Genomic DNA, 16,568 nt, shown 5'->3' with positions numbered 1-16,568 from the left:
GGCGAGGTGTATCGATGAGTTCGGACGCACCGGTCGACCCGCAGGACGTCCGCGCGGCCCAGATCGACCGCGTCCGCATCGAGGACGAGATGGAGCAGTCGTACATCGACTACGCGATGTCCGTCATCGCGGGGCGGGCGCTCCCCGACGTCCGCGACGGGCTGAAGCCCGTCCACCGGCGCATCCTCTACGCGATGCACGAGATGGGCGTCACCTCCAACACCAGCCACCGGAAGTCCTCCTCCGTGGTCGGCGAGACGATGGGTGACTACCACCCCCACGGCGACCAGGCCATCTACGACACGCTGGTGAACATGGCCCAGGAGTTCTCCATGCGCTACCCGCTCGTCGACGGGCAGGGGAACTTCGGCTCGATGGACGGCGACCCCGCCGCGGCGATGCGGTACACGGAGGCGCGGATGTCCTCCATCGCCGAGGAGCTGCTGGCGGACATCGAGAAGGACACCGTCGACTTCACCGCCAACTACGACGACCGCCTCGAGGAGCCGGACGTGCTCCCGGCGGCGTACCCGAACCTGCTGGTCAACGGCTCGACCGGCATCGCGGTCGGGATGTCGACGAAGGTGCCGCCGCACAACCTCGGCGAGGTGATCGACGCGACCATCGAACTGATCGACGACCCCGACGCGACGGTCGCGGACCTGATGGAGCACGTGAAGGGGCCGGACTTCCCGACGGGCGCCAACATCGTCGGCCGCAACTCCGTCCGCGAGGCGTACACGACCGGCCGCGGCCGCGTGCGCGTCCGCGCGGAGATGGACGTCGAGGAGTTCGGCAACGACCGCAAGCGGATCGTCGTCACCGAACTGCCGTACCAGGAGAACAAAGCGCGCATCGTCGAGCGCATCGCCAACGACGTGAACGAGGGCGTCATCGAGGGCATCTCGGACCTGCGCGACGAGTCCGACCGCGAGGGCGTCCGCGTCGTCATCGAGCTGAAACGCGGCGCGAACGTCGAGGTGGTGAAGAACCAACTGCTCGAGCACCACCTGGAGTCCACCTTCGGCGTGATCAACCTCGCGCTGGTCGACGGCCAGCCGAAGGTGCTCACGCTGAAGGAGACGCTCGAACACTACATCGACCACCGCAAGGAGGTCGTCACCCGGCGCTCGCAGTTCGACCTCGAGGAGGCCGAGGACCGCGCCCACATCCTCGAAGGGCGGCTGAAGGCGTTGGAGAACGTCGAGGACGTCGTCGAGACGATCCGCGAGAGCGAGGACCGCGACGCCGCGAAGACGGCGCTGCGGAACGCCTTCGAGTTCAGCGAGGAGCAGGCCGAGCACATCGTCCGGATGCAGCTCGGGTCGCTCACCTCGATGGAGGCAGCCGAGATCGAACGGGAGTACGAGGACGTACAGGCGACCATCGAGCGCCTCACGGAGATCCTCGACTCCGAGGACGAACTCCTCGGGGTGATCAAAGACGAGCTCCGCGAGATCAAAGACCGGTACGACGACGAGCGCCGCACGGGGTTCGTCGAGGACACCGGCACCGTCACCCACGAGGACCTCATCCCGGAGGAGGAGTCGGTCGTCGTGCTCTCGGAGGACGACTACATCAAGCGGATGCCCGCCGCCCAGTTCCGCGCGCAGAATCGCGGGGGGAAGGGGATCATCGGCACCGACCTGAAGGAGGGCGACCGCGTCTCCTCGGTGTTCGTCGCCTCGACGCACGACTACCTCCTGTGCTTCACGGACAAGGGCCGCGTCTACCAGCTGAAGACGTATCAGGTGCCGGAGATGGGCCGCACCGCCCGCGGGAAGTCGGCGGTGAACGTCCTCGACCTCGACGACGACGAGGAGTTGACCGCGGTCGTCAACACGGACGACCTCACCGGCGACGAGTACCTCACGATGGCGACCGAGGGCGGCTACGTGAAACGCACCGCCGGCGACGAGTTCGACAACATCCTCTCGACCGGGATCCGCGCGATCAGTCTCGTGGAGGGGGACGCGCTGGCGGACGTCGAGGTCACCGACGGGGGCCGCGACCTCGTCATCGGCACCCGCGACGGGATGGCGATCCGCTTCGACGAGGACGAGGTGCGCGCGATGGGCCGCACCGCCCGCGGCGTCCGGGGGATCGACCTGGAGGGCGACGACCGCGTCGCCGGGCTCGCCGCCATCGACCGTGAGGCCCACGACTGGGTCCTCACCGTCACCGAGCACGGCTACGGCAAGCGGACCGACCTCTCCGAGTACCGCAAGCAGAGCCGCAACGGCAAGGGACTCATCGACATCAAGACGAACGAGCGCAACGGACCCGTCTGCGCCCTCGAGACGGTCACCTACGGCGACCACCTGTTCGCGATGAGCGCCGAGGGCCAGATCATGCGCACTCGCGTCGAGGACATCTCCACCATCGGCCGGAACACGATGGGCGTGACCGTGATGGACCTCGACGCCGGCGACGCCGTCGCCGCCGTCGACGCTTCCCGGCGGACCGCGTCTCGGGCGAGCGCACGGCCGAGGACGGCGAGGAGTAGCCCGACCGGCCCCCGTTTTCGCGTCGCCGGCCGACCGACGAGCCGACGGCTCGCGGCGGTCGGTCGTCGTGTCGCGAAGAGTCACCGCCCCCGAGCGCCCTCGGGGGCCGTCATTCCGGCATCGCGCCCGTCCACAGCGGGCGATGGGATTCAGCGCACACAGCTACTTAAAATCGAGCCCGGCCCGTCCCGGGGCGCGACCGCCGTCTCAGAGGATGCGCTTGCCGAACGCGCTGGCGACGAGTTCGGTCGCCAGCGCCGCCGTCTCGTTGGACTCGTCGAGGACGGGGTTCACCTCGACCACCTCCATCGACCGGACGGCGTCGGCGGCGGCGACCAACTCCATGGCGTGGTGGGCCTCGCGGTAGGTGACGCCGCCGCGAACCGGCGTCCCCACGCCCGGAGCGATCCCCGGGTCGAGCCAGTCCATGTCGAGGCTGACGTGGATGCCGTCGACCCCGGCGGAGGCGACCGACAGCGCGGCTTCGACCACGTCGGTGATCCCCCGCTCGTCGATGTCCGACATCGTGTACGCCGTCATCTCCGAGTCGCGGATCGCCGCCCGCTCGGTGTCGTCGAGCGCGCGCAGGCCGACGTACGCGACGTTCTCCTCGCGCAGTCCCGGGGCGTTCGCCCACTCGACGCCGTCCCAGTCGTCGTAGCCGAGGGCGGCCGCCAGCGGCATCCCGTGGACGTTGCCCGACGGCGACGTGGTGGGCGTGTTGTAGTCGCCGTGGGCGTCGAACCAGACGGCGCCGATCTCGGCGTCGCGGGCGCTCCCCTTCAGCGAGCCGATGGCGACCGAGTGGTCCCCGCCGAGCACGAGCGGCGTCTCCCCGGCCCCGACCGCGTCGGCGACCCGGCCGGCCAGCGCCGTCGTCACCTCCTCGGTCTCGCGGAGGAACTTGGCGTTGCCCTCGCTGGGCTGGCGGGAGTCGGGGTCGCGCTCCTCGGCCCGCGGGACCGCGAGGTCGCCGTCGTCGACGACCTCCGCCCCGGCGGACGCCAGCGCCTCCGCGAGGCCGCCGTAGCGGATGGCTGACGGGCCCATGTCCACGCCGCGTCGGTCCTGGCCGTAGTCGGTCGGCACGCCGATGATGCGGACGGTCATACCCGGATCGGCGGCTGCCCGGGGCTTGAAACGTGGGATCCGCGCCCGTCAGTCGTCGAGGTACGGCGCGCACACCTCGCGCACGCCGTCGGCGAAGTCGACCTCGGGCTCCCAGCCGGTCGCCGCCTTGAACTTCGAGGCGTCGGCCTTCGTGTGGTACACGTAGTTGTCGAGCGGCACCGGCTCGTACTCCGGTTCGACGTCGGTGCCGAGCGCGTCGTTGATCATCGCGACCATCTCGTTGAACGAGTAGCTCTCGCCCGTGCCGAGGTTGTACACGCCGGAGAGTTCGTGCTCCGCCGCGAGGACCAATCCCGCCACGATGTCGGTGACGTGTGTGAAGTCGCGCGTCTGTGAGCCGTCGCCCCACAGGACCGGCGCCTCGCCGTCGGCGATCTGGGCGGCGAACTGCGAGACGGTGTTGGCGTACTGGCCCTTGTGCTCCTCGTTGCCGCCGTACCCCTGGTACACGGAGAAGAAGCGCATCCCCGCGAGCGTGAGGTCCTCGTAGAAGTCGTCGTAGTACTCGGCGTAGCGCTCGCGCCCCATCATCGAGGCGTCGTACCCCGTCGACGCCTCCACGGCCATGTCCTCCGGACACGGGTCGGTCTGGCTCCCGTAGATGGAGGAGGTCGACGCGTACACGACCGTGTCACAGCCGTCGGCGCGGGCCTGCTCGACGACGTTGACGAACCCCTCGATGTTGACGCGGGCGCCCTGCCGCGGGTGTTCCTCGAGCATCTCCCGGGACGACAGCGCCGCCAGGTGGAACACCACGTCCACGTCCGTCGGCAGGTCGTCGTCGAGGACGTCGGCCTCGACGAACTCCACGTCGTCGGCGAGGTTCTCGTGGGTGCCCAGGTACTCGTTGTCCAGCGCGATCACGTCGTTGCCGTCGGCCGCGAGCGTGTTCGCGAGGTTCGACCCGATGAACCCCGCCCCCCCGGTGACGAGCACGCGTGCGTCGTTCATATCGCACGTCTCCCGGCCGGAGACAAAGACGTACCGGTCCGCGGGGCCCTCCTGTCGCCGCGCGGGCAGGCGGGTCCGGACTGTGGGATCCACCACCGCGCGTCTCCCGGGTCCGTGGTTTTAAGCGGGTTCCCGGAAAACCGTGAACAAATGTCGTCCATCGAGCTCACCGACAGCCAGCGGAAGATACTGAACGAACTGGTGAACCTCTACCGCGAGGAGGAGGACGCGGTGAAGGGCGAGACCATCGCCGAGGCCGTCGGCCGCAACGCGGGCACGATCCGCAACCAGATGCAGAGTCTGAAGGCGCTCCAGCTGGTCGAGGGGGTACCGGGGCCGAAGGGGGGCTACAAGCCGACCGCGAACGCCTTCGAGGCGCTCGACCTCCAGAGCCTCGACGAGCCGGCGTCGACGCCGCTGTTCCACAACGACGAGCGCCTCGACAACGTGAACGTCCAGGAGATCAACCTCACGTCGGTCCACCACCCCGAGCTGTGTCGCGCCGAGATCCACCTGCAGGGGTCGGTCCGCGACTTCCACGAGGGCGACGCCGTCACCGTCGGCCCGACGCCCCTCTCGAAGCTGGTGATCGACGGCACCGTCGACGGGAAAGACGACACCGCCTCCGTCCTCATCCTCAAGATCGACGGGATGAAGGCGCCGGCCGAGCCGCCCGAGCACTAAGCCGCCGCGTCGGGTCGCGGTTCGGCCCGCCACGTCGGAACCGATGCGTCGCGTGCCGCGTGCTTCTGCGAGCGAACCGCGCCCGAACGGCGAGCGACCGCCGGGTCGACTGGGCCGTCGCTACGGAGACATCGCGAGCGGCGACGGTGTGGAGAAGTGGACGGCGATCGGTCGCGGCCGCGCCGCGCGGCGGGTTACGCGGCCGCGGTCACATGTCGCTCCAGGCGTTGAGCGCGCGCCCGTACCCGGAGACGTCGGCGATCCAGCGGCTCGCCACGGCCTTCTTCAGCGCCTTCGCGGCCGGCCCGCCGAAGGTGTTCGGCAGGACCGAGAACCCCGGCACCTGCACGTCGTGGGCGACGGCCTCCTCGCCGACGGAGATGAGCGTCCCCTTGTCCTCGTGTTGCCACGACTTGAGCGGGGCGCCGCGGACGGCGCGCGCGAGGTTCTCGCCGGCGACCTCGGCGGCCTGCCAGGCGGCCTGCGCGGTCGGCGGGGCGAACTCCTCGTCTCCCTGGTCGACGAGTGCGGTGTCGCCGATGGCGAACACGTTGTCGTCGCTCGTCTCGAACGTCGACTCCGCGTACACGCGGTTCGAACGGTCGTCGGCGTCGAGGTGGAACTCCTCGACCTCCGGCTGCCCCGTGATGCCGCCCGTCCACAGCAGCACGTCGTAGTCCATCACGAGGTCGTCGGAGAAGTCGATCTCATCCTCGGCGGGCGCGTCGCCCTCGCCGTCCTCGCCGTAGTACTCCTCCTCGGCGCCGCCGAGGTAGACGGCGTTCTCGTCGACCTTCGAGATGAACTCGCCGGTGGAGACGCCGATGTCCTTGTCGTCGAGGCGCTTGCGGATCGCGCCCTGCACCTCGGGGTCGTTGTTCGGGAACACCGAGTCGAGCCCCTCGACGAGTTCGATCTCGATGGGGGCCTTGTTGTCGTCGCGGAACTCCGCGATCTCGCCGGCCGACTGGATGCCGGAGAGGCCGGCGCCGCCGACGAGCACCTTCGCGGGGTCGGTCGTGGTCGCGTCCTGCCCGGCGGTCTTGACCGCCTGGTGGATCTCGCGGGCGTCGTCGAGGCTCTTGAGCGTGAGCGCGTGCTCGCGCAGCCCCGGGATGCCGAAGAACGCGGTCGCCGAGCCGACGCCCACGAGGAGGTAGTCGTAGTCGATCGCCTCGCCGCCGCGCGTGTGGACGACCTGCTCGTCGGTGTCGACCTCGACGACGCGACCCTTCACGAACTGCGTGTCGTCGCCTTTGATCTCGTCGACCGGGATGGCGACCTTCGACTCCACCGCGGGCTTGCGGATGACGCGGTGCGACTCGTGGAGGACGAGGTGGTACTCGTGGTCGGAGACCCACGTCAGCTCTGCCTCGCCCGGTTCGATGGCGTCCTCGAACGCTTTCACCGTCCCGGCACCGGCGTACCCGGCCCCGACGACGACGACCTGCTGGCTCATGGGTTCGCCTTCCGAGGGGGAGGATAAAGGCGTGTTGAAACCGCCAGCAACCGACGCGTCCGGAGGCGCAGCCGGCCGATCCGTTCGGGACGGATCCGTGTCGGTCGCGACCCGTCGGCGCCCGTCACCGGGCGCGGCGACGGCCGGCGACTACTCCAGCGACAGGCCGGCGTGCCAGCGGTCGACGCCCGCCTCGCGCTTCACCTCGTCCATCCGGGCGAGCAACGCGGCCGCGAGGCTCGCACACTCGGCGGCGCGCGACTCGCCCTCGGTGCGGAACTCCCCGGTGACGCGGTTGGCGTACACCGTGCAGACGGCGCCGGCGCGCAGGCCGTACACGTTCGCGACGGTGGTGATCGCGGCCGCCTCCATCTCGATGTTCTTGACGTTCGCCTCGCGCAACTCGTCGACGAGGTCGTCGGCGCCGGCGGCGCGGAAGCCCTCGAACCCCGGGCGGCCCTGCCCGGCGTAGAAGGAGTCGGCGGACATGGTGATCCCGACGTGGTAGTCGTAGCCGAGGCGTTCGGCGGCGGCGACGAGCGCGGAGATGACCTCGTGGTCGGCGGCGGCCGGGTAGTCCTCGCGGACGTACTCCTTGCTCGTCCCCTCCTGCCGGACGGCGCCGGCGGTGATGACGAGGTCGCCGATGTCCATCTCCGGCTGGATGGCGCCGCAGGAGCCGACGCGGATGAAGGTGTCAGCGCCCGCACGGGCGAGCTCCTCGACGGCGATGGCGGCCGAGGGGGAGCCGATCCCGGTGGAGGTGACCGACAGGGGCTCGCCGTCGTACGTGCCCGTCGCGGTGCGGTACTCGCGGTGGTACGCCTTCTCCTCGTGGTCGTCCCACAGCGCGGTCACCTTGTCGACGCGCTCGGGGTTGCCGGGGAGGAGGACGGTGTCGGCCACGTCGTCGGGCCCGACTTCGATGTGGTACTGGACCTCCGCGTTCGGGTCCTCGCTGTCGTCGCTGGGGCCGTGGTCGCTCATGTCCCGGAGCTACTGGAAGCCGCCTTGTAGTTCGCTCGTTTCTCCGAGGCGACCGACGTCGTCGAAGCGGCCGGGGCGTCCACGTGTGTACCGCGCGGGCGGTGCAGGTCGAACGCGGACCCCCACCACGCGGACGGTCAACCGTGCGCAGCCGGCTCCACCGCCGTACCGCCCCGAGCACGCGACGGCGTGTGATCCGGCGGGCGAAGCGTCGCCGGGAACTAAGCCTCCCTCGTGCGTCGGTCCCGAGGTGACACCGCCCGTCGACCCCGGCCTCGACTACGTCAACCCCGCGGCGGCCTACGGCTTCGACGCGAGCTACCGGAGCGCCCCGCCCAACTGGGACATCGGCCGCCCGCAGCGCGCGTTCGTCCACCTCGCGGAGGCCGGCCGCGTCGGCCGACGGGTGATCGAGGTCGGCTGCGGCACGGGCGAGCTGTCGCTGTTCCTCGCGCGCCGCGGGCACGAGGTGCTCGGCGTCGACGTGGCGCCGTCGGCGATCCGGCAGGCGCGCGAGAAGGCGCGGTGGCGACGCGTCCCGGCGCAGTTCCTCGTGTGGGACGCGCTCCGCCTCGGCGACCTCGGCCTCCGGGCGGACACGGTGGTCGACTCGGCGATGCTCCACTGTCTGGGCCCGCGCGAGCGACGGCGCGCCGTCGAGTCGATCCGGCGGACGCTCCGGCCCGGCGGAGACTACTTCCTCCTGTGTGACGCCCGCGCGGACGACGTCGCCGCGACGTGGGCGTCGCTGTCGCGCGCGGAGCTCCGGGAGCTGTTCGCGGCCGAACGGGGCTGGCGGCTCTCGTTCGTCCTCGACACGGCGTTCGAGCGCCGCGGGTCGCGGAACCCGGCGTTCCTCGTCGGCGCGCGGCGGGTCGAGTAGCGCCGTCGACCGCGGCGAGTGCGCGGGGGCCTACCGCTGTCGGCGGCGCTCCTCGGCGTCGGTCAGCGTCTGGAGACTGATCGTCTCCGGGATGAGCTCCCCGAGGGTGTACGTCGACACCGCGTCGCCCTCGTCGCAGACGACCTCGAGGTCGGCGTCGCAGAACTCCGCGAGCGTCTGCCGGCACATTCCACAGGGGGTGACGCCGTCGCGGGCGTCGGAGGCGACGGCGAGGCGGTCGAACTCGGTGTACCCCCGCTTGACGGCCTCGGCGACGGCGACCTCCTCGGCGTGCAGGGAGTTGGAGTAGTTCGCGTTCTCGATGTTACAGCCCACGAAGACGGTGCCGTCGGCCGCGCGGAGGGCGGCGCCGACGGGGTACTCGGAGTAGGGGACGTACGCGTCGGCGAACGCCTCGCGGGCGGCCGCGACCAGCGGGTCGTCGCCGGGGGCGGCCGGCGCGGCGGAGTCGTCGGTCATACCGCGACCGACCGCGGCCGCACACTTAATCGTGGGCCGTCCCGGCCGACGGCCCGCCGGCGACGCGCCGGGGGCCCGCGATCCGCCCCCGACAGCGCCTTGTGGGTCGCGGTCCTACCCGCGGTCGTGAGCGACCGAGCGACGGCCGACGACGACGCCGGCGGCGAGCGCCTGATCGAGGGGGAGGCGGAGGCCGTCGAGGCGTCGGGCCGGCCGTACCTCGCCGGCGCGGCGGCCGTGGTGACGCTGTTCGCGGCCGCGGCGGGCTACGTCGTCGCCGCCAACAACGCCGTGCCCGCGGTGACCGTGTTCGGGGCCGTCACGCTCCCGGGGTCGCCGGCGGCGATGGCGCTGTACGGCGCCGTGTTGTCGCTGCTCGTCGTCGGCACGCTGTTCGGCCTCGTGACCGTCGCCTCCCGGTTCGACGACGACGCCGTGAACTGAGTCTACCCGCCGCCCGGCCGACCGGCTGACCAGTCGACCGCCGGGCCGGCGCCGTGCCCGGTCGCGCCCGAGCGGGCCCCTTTTGTGGCCGCGGCTCCGACTTCGGGTATGGCGACGAGCGCCCGCGACGGCGGCGAGTCGGGAGAGTTCGCGGCCGAGGAGGCCGAGGACGACGAGTCCGGGCGGAGCCGGTTCTGGGCGGTCGTGGCGGTGTTGCCGTTCCTCGCGATCGGGCTCGGCGACGTGGTGCTGCTGCTGTTCTGGGGGATCGACCCGCTGTGGGGGTTCGCGATCCTCCCGCCGATCCTGTTCTGTTCGGTGCTGGCGTACCTCGTATTCTCGACGGACTTCCTCGAGGGGCGGACCTGACGGGGGAGCGTCGGGGGCCGGCGAAGCGGCCCGCCTACCGGCCGGTGTCGTACTTGTAGGTCGCCTCCTCGGGGTCGATGCCGAAGTCCTCGGCCGTCTCCTCGACCGACGGCTCGGCGGCGTCGCCCTCGGCGGTCGCGTGCTTGAACCGCTCGCGGAGCCGGTCGGGCATCGCGAACTCGCCGCGGTCGAGCCGCATGGCGGCGACCGTCCCGTCGCTGTCGCCGCGCACCACGTCGAGTCGGCCGGCGAGCGCGTCGGGCACCTCGTCGGCGTCGAGGGCCGCGAACCCGAACTGTTCGAGGTACGACGCCGCCGGGGTGAAACAGTAGATCTCGTCGAAGCCGTCGTCGCCGGCAGACTCGACGAGCCGCTCGACGACGTGTGCGCCGACGCCCTGCCCGCGCCACGACTCCAGCACGCCGATGCCGGTCAACTCGACGAAGTCGCCGTCGTCGGTCTTGTGGATCCGCAGGCGGCCGAACCCCGCGCGGGTGTTCGACCCCTCCTCGACCGCGATGACGTAGTCCCGCGACCGGAACGACCGCTCGTCGAGGCCCATCTCCTCGATGCGGTCGAGCAGCCACGCCTCGTCACGGTTCTTGGCGTCGCGGACGTACATAGCGAGCGGTACGTGGCCCCGGGAGTTACCGTTTGTGGGGGGACACGTCCCCGGCGGCGGGCCGCCGGGTGCCGACTACCGCGCCGTCCACCCGCCGTCCACGCTCAGGCACGCGCCGGTGACGTAGCTGGCGGCGTCGCTCGCGAGGAACACGACCGGGCCGGCGACCTCCGCGGGCTCGGCGAACCGGGCCAGCGGCGTGCGGTCGCGGATCGACGCCAGCAGGCGCTCGTTCCCCTCGATGTCCGCCGTCAGGTCGGTGAGCACGTAGCCGGGGGCGACGGCGTTGACGCGCACGTCCGGCGCCCAGTCGAGCGCCATCGACTTCGTGATCCCGACGAGCCCGTGTTTCGAGGCGACGTACGGGTGCTGGCGCGGGAGGCCGACGAGGCCGCCGACGGAGGCGACGTTGACCAGCGCGCCGCCGTCGCTCGCGCGGAGGCTCGCGGCGGCCGCGCGTGCACACCGGAGCGCGCCGCGGAGGTTCACGTCCAGCACGGTCGCCTCGGCGGCCTCGGTCGTCGCCTCCGGCGGCCCGAGCGCGCCGTCGGGGTTGACGCCGGCGTTGTTGACGACGACGCCGACGCCGCCGAACGCGGCCTCGACGGCCGCGAACAGGTCGGTCACGTCGTCCGCGTCGGTCACGTCCGTCGGGTGCGCGAGCGAGTCGACGCCGCGGGCCTCGACGGCGTCGACGGCGGCCGCGACGTCCTCGGGGTCCGGCTCGTCGGCACCACGTCGGCGCCGGCGTTGGCGAGGCCGAGCGCGACGGCGCGGCCGATGCCGCGGGTGCCGCCGGTGACGACGGCGACGCGGCCGGTCAGGTCGAACGCGCTGTCCGGGTCGAACTCGTCGCCGTCGGCGGGAGCCATACCGGCGGTGCGCGGCAGTCGTGTAAAACTACTTGCCCTCCCCGCAAAAACGGCCGGACATGAGCGAGGATCCGGCCCCGACGGTCGACACCGACACCGTGGTCCACCGACCCGACGAGGCGGTCGCCGAGGCGACGAACGTCCGGGCGTTCGAGCGGGCGTACGACGTCGACGGCTACGAGGAACTGATCGAGCGCACGACGACCGACGTCGAAGGGGAGCCGGCCTCCGGCGTCGACTGGTTCTGGGACGAACTCGTCGACTACCTCGGGATCGAGTTCTACGAGCCGTACGACGCCGTCCGCGACGACACGGACGGCCCGCAGTTCACCGACTGGTACCCCGGCGGCGAGATCAACCTCGCGCACAACGTGCTCGACCGCCACGCCGCCGGCGACGCCCGCGACGACGTGGCGTGCGTCTGGGAGGGCGAACCCGGCGACACGCGCGAGGTGACGTTCGGCGACCTCCGCGCGCAGACCGACCGCGTCGCCAACTACCTCGAGTCGGTCGGCGTCGAGACAGGCGACACGGTCGGGCTCTACATGCCGATGGTGCCGGAGGTGATGAGCATCCTGTACGGCTGTTTCAAGGTCGGCGCGATCGCGGTCCCCATCTTCTCCGGGTTCGGCGTCGACGCGACCGCGACGCGCATCGACGACTCCGGCTGTGCGGTGCTGTTCACCGCGGACGGCTTCCACCGCCGCGGGAGCGAGGTGACGCTGAAGGACGCCGCCGACGAGGCCATCGAAGAGGTGGGCCACGTCGAGGACGTGGTCGTGTACGACCGACTCGGGGGCAGCGACCCGTCGAGCGACGTCGACGTGCCGTGGACCGAGGGCCGCGACGAGTGGTGGGCCGACGCGGTCGCCCCGCGGGCGGCCGAGTACGAGACGAAGTCGCTCCCCAGCGATCAGGAGTCGATGCTCCTGTACTCCTCGGGGACGACGGGCACGCCGAAGGGCATCGTCCACACCCACGCCGGCGTCCAGCTACAGTGCGCTAAAGAGATCCACTTCGGCTTCGACCAGCGGCCCGGCGACGTGTTCTGGTGGGTGTCGGACATCGGCTGGATGATGGGGCCGTGGACGCTGATCGGGAACCACACGTTCGGCGGGACGGTGCTCATGTACGAGGGGGCGCCCGACCACCCCGGACCCGACCGCTTCTGGGAGATGATCGACCGCCACGACGTGACGCAGTTCGGCATCTCCCCGACCGCGATCCGCGCGCTCCGGAAGTACGGCGACGACCACGTCGAGGGCCACGACCTCTCCAGCCTCCGCATCCTCGGGTCGACCGGGGAGCCGTGGGACCCCGAGAGCTGGCTGTGGTTCTACGAGCACGTCGGCGGCGGCGAGGCGCCCATCGTCAACATCTCCGGCGGCACGGAGATCTGCGGCTGCTTCCTCATGCCGATGCCCGACCAGCCGCTCAAGCCGTGCACGCTCGGCGGGCCCGGACTCGGCATGGCCATCGACATCGTCGACGAGGACGGCGACAGCATCGCCGACACCCACGAGCGCGGCTACCTCGTCGCGCGCGACTCCTGTCCGAGCATGACCAAGAGCCTCTGGTCGGGCGACGAGCGCTACCTGGAGGAGTACTGGTCGACGTTCACCGACCCGCCGCTGTGGAACCACGGCGACTGGGCCCAGAAGGACGCGGACGGCTTCTGGTTCCTCCACGGCCGCGCCGACGACACGCTCAACGTCGCCGGCCGGAAGGTCGGCCCCGCCGAGATCGAGGGCGTTCTCATCGACCACGACGCGGTGAACCAGGCCGCGGCCGTCGGCGTCGACGACGACACCACCGGGACGGCGGTCGTCGCGTACGTCGTCCTCGAACCGGGCGTCGAGCCGAGCGACGAGCTGAAGGCGGACCTGCGCGCGCTCGTGGGCGCGGAGCACGGCAAGCCGTTCCGACCCCGCGAGATCCTGTTCGTCGACGCGTTCCCCAAGACGCAGTCGGGGAAGATCATCCGCCGCGCCATCGCCTCCGTGTACGAGGGCGAGGACCCGGGCGACCTCTCGTCGATGGAGAACCCCGAGGCGCTGGAGGCGTTGCGGGAGGCGCGCTAGAGCGACACCGCGTCCACCGAGAGCGTCCGCTCTTCCGCCGCAGTCCCGTCCGTCCCCACCACCGCCGCCGTCGCGTCGAGCGGCGCGTCGCCCTCCGGGAGCGCGACCGCCCCGCCGACGAGCAGCGGCGCGAGCACGCCCGCGGCGACCGTCCGGGGGTCGGTCAGGGGTGCCCGCACCGCGACGCGGGAGTCGGCGTCCAGTTCGAGGGTGGCGGCCGCGTCGCGGGCGCCGTCGAGGAGTTCGGCGTGCGAGTACGTCCGGTCGGCGTCCGGATCGCGCAGGACGGGGTCCGCGGGGTCGTGGAACGTCGGCGGGAACGCGGGGTTCTCGCTCCACACCTCCTGCTCCCAGTGGGTCGTCTCCGGGCGCTCGGGGTCGCCGCCGAAGCAGATCAGCTTGGAGCCGCCGGGGAGGTCGAACTCGCCCTCGCGGGCGACGGGGACGACGACGCCGCGCGCGTCGCACCCGCGAGGGGGTCGGCGTCGAACTCGGTGACGGCGCCGAGCAGGGCGGCGCCGAGGAACGTGAGCACCGGCTCCGGGAGCGGCGTGGGGTCGACGACGAGCCGGTCGCCCTCGCGGACGCCGCGGTGGCTGAGGACGTTGCCGACCTTGTACGCGGTGTTACACAGGTCGAAGTAGCTGTACGTGCGGTCCAACTCGGCGGCGTGGAGCGCGAGGCGCTCGCTGCGGCGCTCGCGGGCGACGAGGTCGCCGACGAGCGCGAGGTCGGCGGGGTCCGCGTCGATGGGCATACGCCGGGTTCGGGCGCGACCCTCAAGAGCGCCGCGGCACCGACGGGCCGTGCCGCGCGGTCGCCGACGCCCGGATCTATTCCGACACGCGGACACGTCCCCGGCGATGACGACCCTCCACGGACTCCGACGGCGGGCGCTGCCCGCGTCGGTCGCCCTCTACGCCGCGTCGGTGGTCGCTCCCGCGACGACGCTGCTGCCCGGCGTCCCTCCGGACCCGGCGCTGGCGCTCGGCGTCGCCGCGGGGGTCGCCGCCGTCGCGTTCGCGGGCGCGACCGCCGTCGACGACCTCGCGGCCGGACTCTCGTCGGTGTCGACCCCCGCCGCCCTCGGGGGGCGCTGCTCTCCGGGCTCGGGTGGCTGGCGGTGGCGCTCGGCGCGACCGCTCCCGGGACGCCGGCCGCGTGGGTCGCCCTCGCCGGCGTGGCGTCGTGTCTCCCGGCGATGGCCGCGCTGTGGCTCGCGGAGACGGAGACGAGTCGCCGGCGGATCGACGACGCGACGGTCCACGTCCGCTTCGGCGGCGACGGGCCCGGTCGCACCGCGCTGGCGGGCGCGGCCGTCGCGGCCATCGGCGCCGTCGGGCTCGCGGCCGCCGGCCTGTTCGACCTGTTCGGCGACGGCGTGGGGACCGCGCTGTTCACGTCGGTCGCGACGCTCGTCACCGCCGGGAGTACGGTGCTGTCGGCCGCGGGCGACGACGAGGGCGGAAACGAGGACGACCGAGACGCCGACGGGACCGACGCCGACGACGCCCCGCGGGCGGCCGTCACCGACGCGGGGGTCCGGATCGGCGAGCGGTTCCACGGCTGGGAGACGCTGGAGGGGTACCGGGTCACGGACGAGGAGGTCGAGATCCGACGCGACACGTGGCTCCACCCGACGCTGTCGTTCGAGCGCGACGACCCCGACGACGTGGCGGCCGTGGTCGACGCGCTCGGGCGGCACCTCCCCCGCGTCGACGACGAGGGGCGCGTCGAGACGGCGGCGGCGCCCGGCCACGGGCGGGGGCTCCGCGACGCGGCCGAGGCGACGGGCGGGGAGCGCGAGTCGGCGGCCGGGCGGGAGCGGGAACGAGCCGAGTGATCCGGCCGGCTACAGCTCCAGCCCGCGGATCGCGACGCCGTCGCCTTCGGCGACCGCGCCGACGACGCGGCCGTCCGTCTCGTCGGCCAACGCCTCCGCGCGGTCGGGGTCGACGGCCGCGACGAAGCCGGTCCCCATGTTGAAGGTGCGGTGCATCTCCTCGTCGCTCACGTTGCCCTCCGCCCGCACGAACTCGAAGACGGGCTGGACCGGCCACGGGTCGGTCACCTCGTAGCGGTTGTCGCCGAGGCGTTCGAGGTTGGTCCACCCGCCGCCGGTGACGTGGGCGGCGCCGCGGACGCCGTACTCGCGCATCGGCGCCAGCAGGTCGGCGTAGATGCGCGTCGGCTCGAGGAGGGCCTCGCCGACCGTGTCGTACCCCTCGAACGGGCAGTCGTCAGTGTACTCGTGGGTCCGGGTGACGGCCTCGCGGGCGAGCGTGAGCCCGTTGGAGTGGATGCCCGAGGAGGCCCAGCCGACGAGCGCGTCGCCCGGTTCGGCGTGGCCGTCGAACACGGCGTCCTTGGCGACGAGACCCGCGCAGGTGCCCGCCAGATCGAGTCCCTTGATCACCTCGGGCATCACCGCCGTCTCGCCGCCGACGAGGGCGACGCCGGCGCGCTCGGCGCCCTCGCGCAGGCCCGCGCCGACCTGCTCGGAGAACGTCTCGTCGGGTTCGTCGACCGCGAGGTAGTCGACGAAGGCGACGGGGTCGACGCCGGCGGCGACGAGGTCGTTCGCGTTCATCGCGATGCAGTCGATGCCGACCGTCGAGTAGTCGCCGAGCGCCTCCGCGACGAGCAGTTTCGTGCCGACGCCGTCGGTCGCGAGCGCGAGGTAGCGGTCGCCGATGTCGAGCAGGCCGGCGTAGTCGCTCCCCTCGGCGCCGGCGTCGCCGACGGCCGAGACGAGCGCCGCCGTCGCCGCCTCGCTGGCGTCGATGTCGACGCCGGCGTCGGCGTACGTCAGTCCCTCCTCGGCTTCCTCGGCGTCCCCGTCGTCCCCCGCGGCGTCGTCGGTCATGCTCGTGAGGGGTTCGGGCGGGAGCAAAAGCGCACCGACAGCGCGGCCGACCGAAGGGAGGCCGCGGGAAGACGGCGGCGAGGTCTCCGGGCCGAGCCGCCCACGGACGCGGGGGGCAGCGGACTGAAGGGAGGCCGCGGGAAGACGGCGGCGAGGTCTCCGGGCCGAGCCGCCCACGGACGCGGGGGCAGCGGACTGAAGGGAGGCCGCGGGAAGACGGCGGCGAGGTCTC

The 16,568-nt window shown here is 72.1% G+C and carries 15 protein-coding genes and 2 pseudogenes; 7 read left to right on the top strand and 10 right to left on the bottom strand.

What is annotated here, in order from left to right; genetic code table 11:
• Positions 1-14: 14 nt before the first annotated feature.
• Positions 15-2,450: pseudogene (gyrA, locus tag P0R35_RS03020) on the top strand (DNA gyrase subunit A); the annotation flags it as partial.
• 264 nt (positions 2,451-2,714) lie between these two features.
• Here the strand turns inward: gyrA and rocF are convergent.
• Together rocF and P0R35_RS03010 are read right to left on the bottom strand one after the other, a co-directional pair.
• On the bottom strand, positions 2,715-3,617 hold the full coding sequence (gene rocF / locus P0R35_RS03015; protein ID WP_284014687.1) for an arginase: 903 nt from the start codon (positions 3,615-3,617) through the stop codon (positions 2,715-2,717).
• 48 nt (positions 3,618-3,665) lie between these two features.
• The gene (locus tag P0R35_RS03010) at positions 3,666-4,589 is read right to left on the bottom strand and encodes an NAD-dependent epimerase/dehydratase family protein (protein ID WP_284013762.1); all 924 of its coding nucleotides are present in this window, start codon (positions 4,587-4,589) and stop codon (positions 3,666-3,668) included.
• A gap of 150 nt (positions 4,590-4,739) precedes the next feature.
• Between P0R35_RS03010 and P0R35_RS03005 the strand changes: the two genes are divergently transcribed.
• Positions 4,740-5,273 carry an HTH domain-containing protein gene (locus tag P0R35_RS03005; protein WP_284013761.1) on the top strand — a complete coding sequence of 178 codons (534 nt, stop codon included), beginning with the start codon at positions 4,740-4,742 and terminating at the stop codon, positions 5,271-5,273.
• 208 nt (positions 5,274-5,481) lie between these two features.
• Here P0R35_RS03005 and P0R35_RS03000 read toward each other — a convergent pair whose 3' ends face one another.
• Together P0R35_RS03000 and P0R35_RS02995 are read right to left on the bottom strand one after the other, a co-directional pair.
• The gene (locus P0R35_RS03000; protein ID WP_284013760.1) at positions 5,482-6,732 is read right to left on the bottom strand and encodes an NAD(P)/FAD-dependent oxidoreductase; all 1,251 of its coding nucleotides are present in this window, start codon (positions 6,730-6,732) and stop codon (positions 5,482-5,484) included.
• Positions 6,733-6,882: 150 nt separating this feature from the next.
• Complete coding sequence (locus P0R35_RS02995; RefSeq protein ID WP_284013759.1) at positions 6,883-7,719, bottom strand: nucleoside phosphorylase; 837 nt, start codon at positions 7,717-7,719, stop codon at positions 6,883-6,885.
• 250 nt (positions 7,720-7,969) lie between these two features.
• On the opposite strand from P0R35_RS02995, the gene P0R35_RS02990 reads away from it, so the two are divergent.
• Positions 7,970-8,602: a class I SAM-dependent methyltransferase gene (locus P0R35_RS02990; protein WP_284013758.1), complete on the top strand. Its 633-nt coding sequence runs from the start codon at positions 7,970-7,972 to the stop codon at positions 8,600-8,602.
• 30 nt (positions 8,603-8,632) lie between these two features.
• On the opposite strand, the gene cdd is transcribed toward P0R35_RS02990, so the two are convergent.
• Complete coding sequence (cdd, locus tag P0R35_RS02985) at positions 8,633-9,082, bottom strand: cytidine deaminase (RefSeq protein ID WP_284013757.1); 450 nt, start codon at positions 9,080-9,082, stop codon at positions 8,633-8,635.
• Positions 9,083-9,208: 126 nt separating this feature from the next.
• On the opposite strand from cdd, the gene P0R35_RS02980 reads away from it, so the two are divergent.
• Together P0R35_RS02980 and P0R35_RS02975 are read left to right on the top strand one after the other, a co-directional pair.
• Positions 9,209-9,526 carry a DUF7520 family protein gene (locus P0R35_RS02980; protein WP_284013756.1) on the top strand — a complete coding sequence of 106 codons (318 nt, stop codon included), beginning with the start codon at positions 9,209-9,211 and terminating at the stop codon, positions 9,524-9,526.
• Positions 9,527-9,634: 108 nt separating this feature from the next.
• The gene (locus P0R35_RS02975; RefSeq protein WP_284013755.1) at positions 9,635-9,895 is read left to right on the top strand and encodes a DUF8142 family protein; all 261 of its coding nucleotides are present in this window, start codon (positions 9,635-9,637) and stop codon (positions 9,893-9,895) included.
• A 34-nt stretch (positions 9,896-9,929) separates the two neighbouring features.
• Here the strand turns inward: P0R35_RS02975 and P0R35_RS02970 are convergent, their stop codons facing one another.
• Positions 9,930-10,517 carry a GNAT family N-acetyltransferase gene (locus tag P0R35_RS02970; protein ID WP_284013754.1) on the bottom strand — a complete coding sequence of 196 codons (588 nt, stop codon included), beginning with the start codon at positions 10,515-10,517 and terminating at the stop codon, positions 9,930-9,932.
• A gap of 75 nt (positions 10,518-10,592) precedes the next feature.
• Positions 10,593-11,389: pseudogene (locus tag P0R35_RS02965) on the bottom strand (SDR family NAD(P)-dependent oxidoreductase).
• Between the two features lie 59 nt (positions 11,390-11,448).
• Here P0R35_RS02965 and P0R35_RS02960 point away from each other — a divergent pair.
• Positions 11,449-13,470, top strand: coding sequence for an AMP-binding protein (locus tag P0R35_RS02960; protein ID WP_284013753.1), 2,022 nt, complete (start codon positions 11,449-11,451; stop codon positions 13,468-13,470).
• Here P0R35_RS02960 and P0R35_RS02955 read toward each other — a convergent pair.
• Both P0R35_RS02955 and P0R35_RS02950 read right to left on the bottom strand, forming a co-directional pair.
• A complete protein-coding gene (locus P0R35_RS02955) occupies positions 13,467-13,811 on the bottom strand; it encodes a hypothetical protein (protein WP_284013752.1) in 345 nt (114 codons plus the stop codon). The genes P0R35_RS02960 and P0R35_RS02955 overlap by 4 nt on opposite strands.
• Positions 13,812-13,864: 53 nt before the next feature.
• Complete coding sequence (locus P0R35_RS02950; protein WP_284013751.1) at positions 13,865-14,227, bottom strand: hypothetical protein; 363 nt, start codon at positions 14,225-14,227, stop codon at positions 13,865-13,867.
• A gap of 366 nt (positions 14,228-14,593) precedes the next feature.
• On the opposite strand from P0R35_RS02950, the gene P0R35_RS02945 reads away from it, so the two are divergent.
• Entirely contained in the window at positions 14,594-15,313 is a 720-nt protein-coding gene (locus P0R35_RS02945) for a hypothetical protein (protein ID WP_284013750.1), read from the top strand.
• 9 nt (positions 15,314-15,322) lie between these two features.
• Here P0R35_RS02945 and purM read toward each other — a convergent pair whose 3' ends face one another.
• Positions 15,323-16,336, bottom strand: a complete 1,014-nt coding sequence (gene purM / locus P0R35_RS02940; protein WP_284013749.1) for a phosphoribosylformylglycinamidine cyclo-ligase — start codon at positions 16,334-16,336, stop codon at positions 15,323-15,325.
• Positions 16,337-16,568 lie beyond the last annotated feature (232 nt).

The organism is Halobaculum litoreum (assembly GCF_030127125.1).
GTDB classification, from domain to species: Archaea; Halobacteriota; Halobacteria; order Halobacteriales; family Haloferacaceae; genus Halobaculum; species Halobaculum litoreum.
Note: the sequence above shows the minus strand (reverse complement) of the source record. Positions and strands in the feature narration are given on the sequence as shown.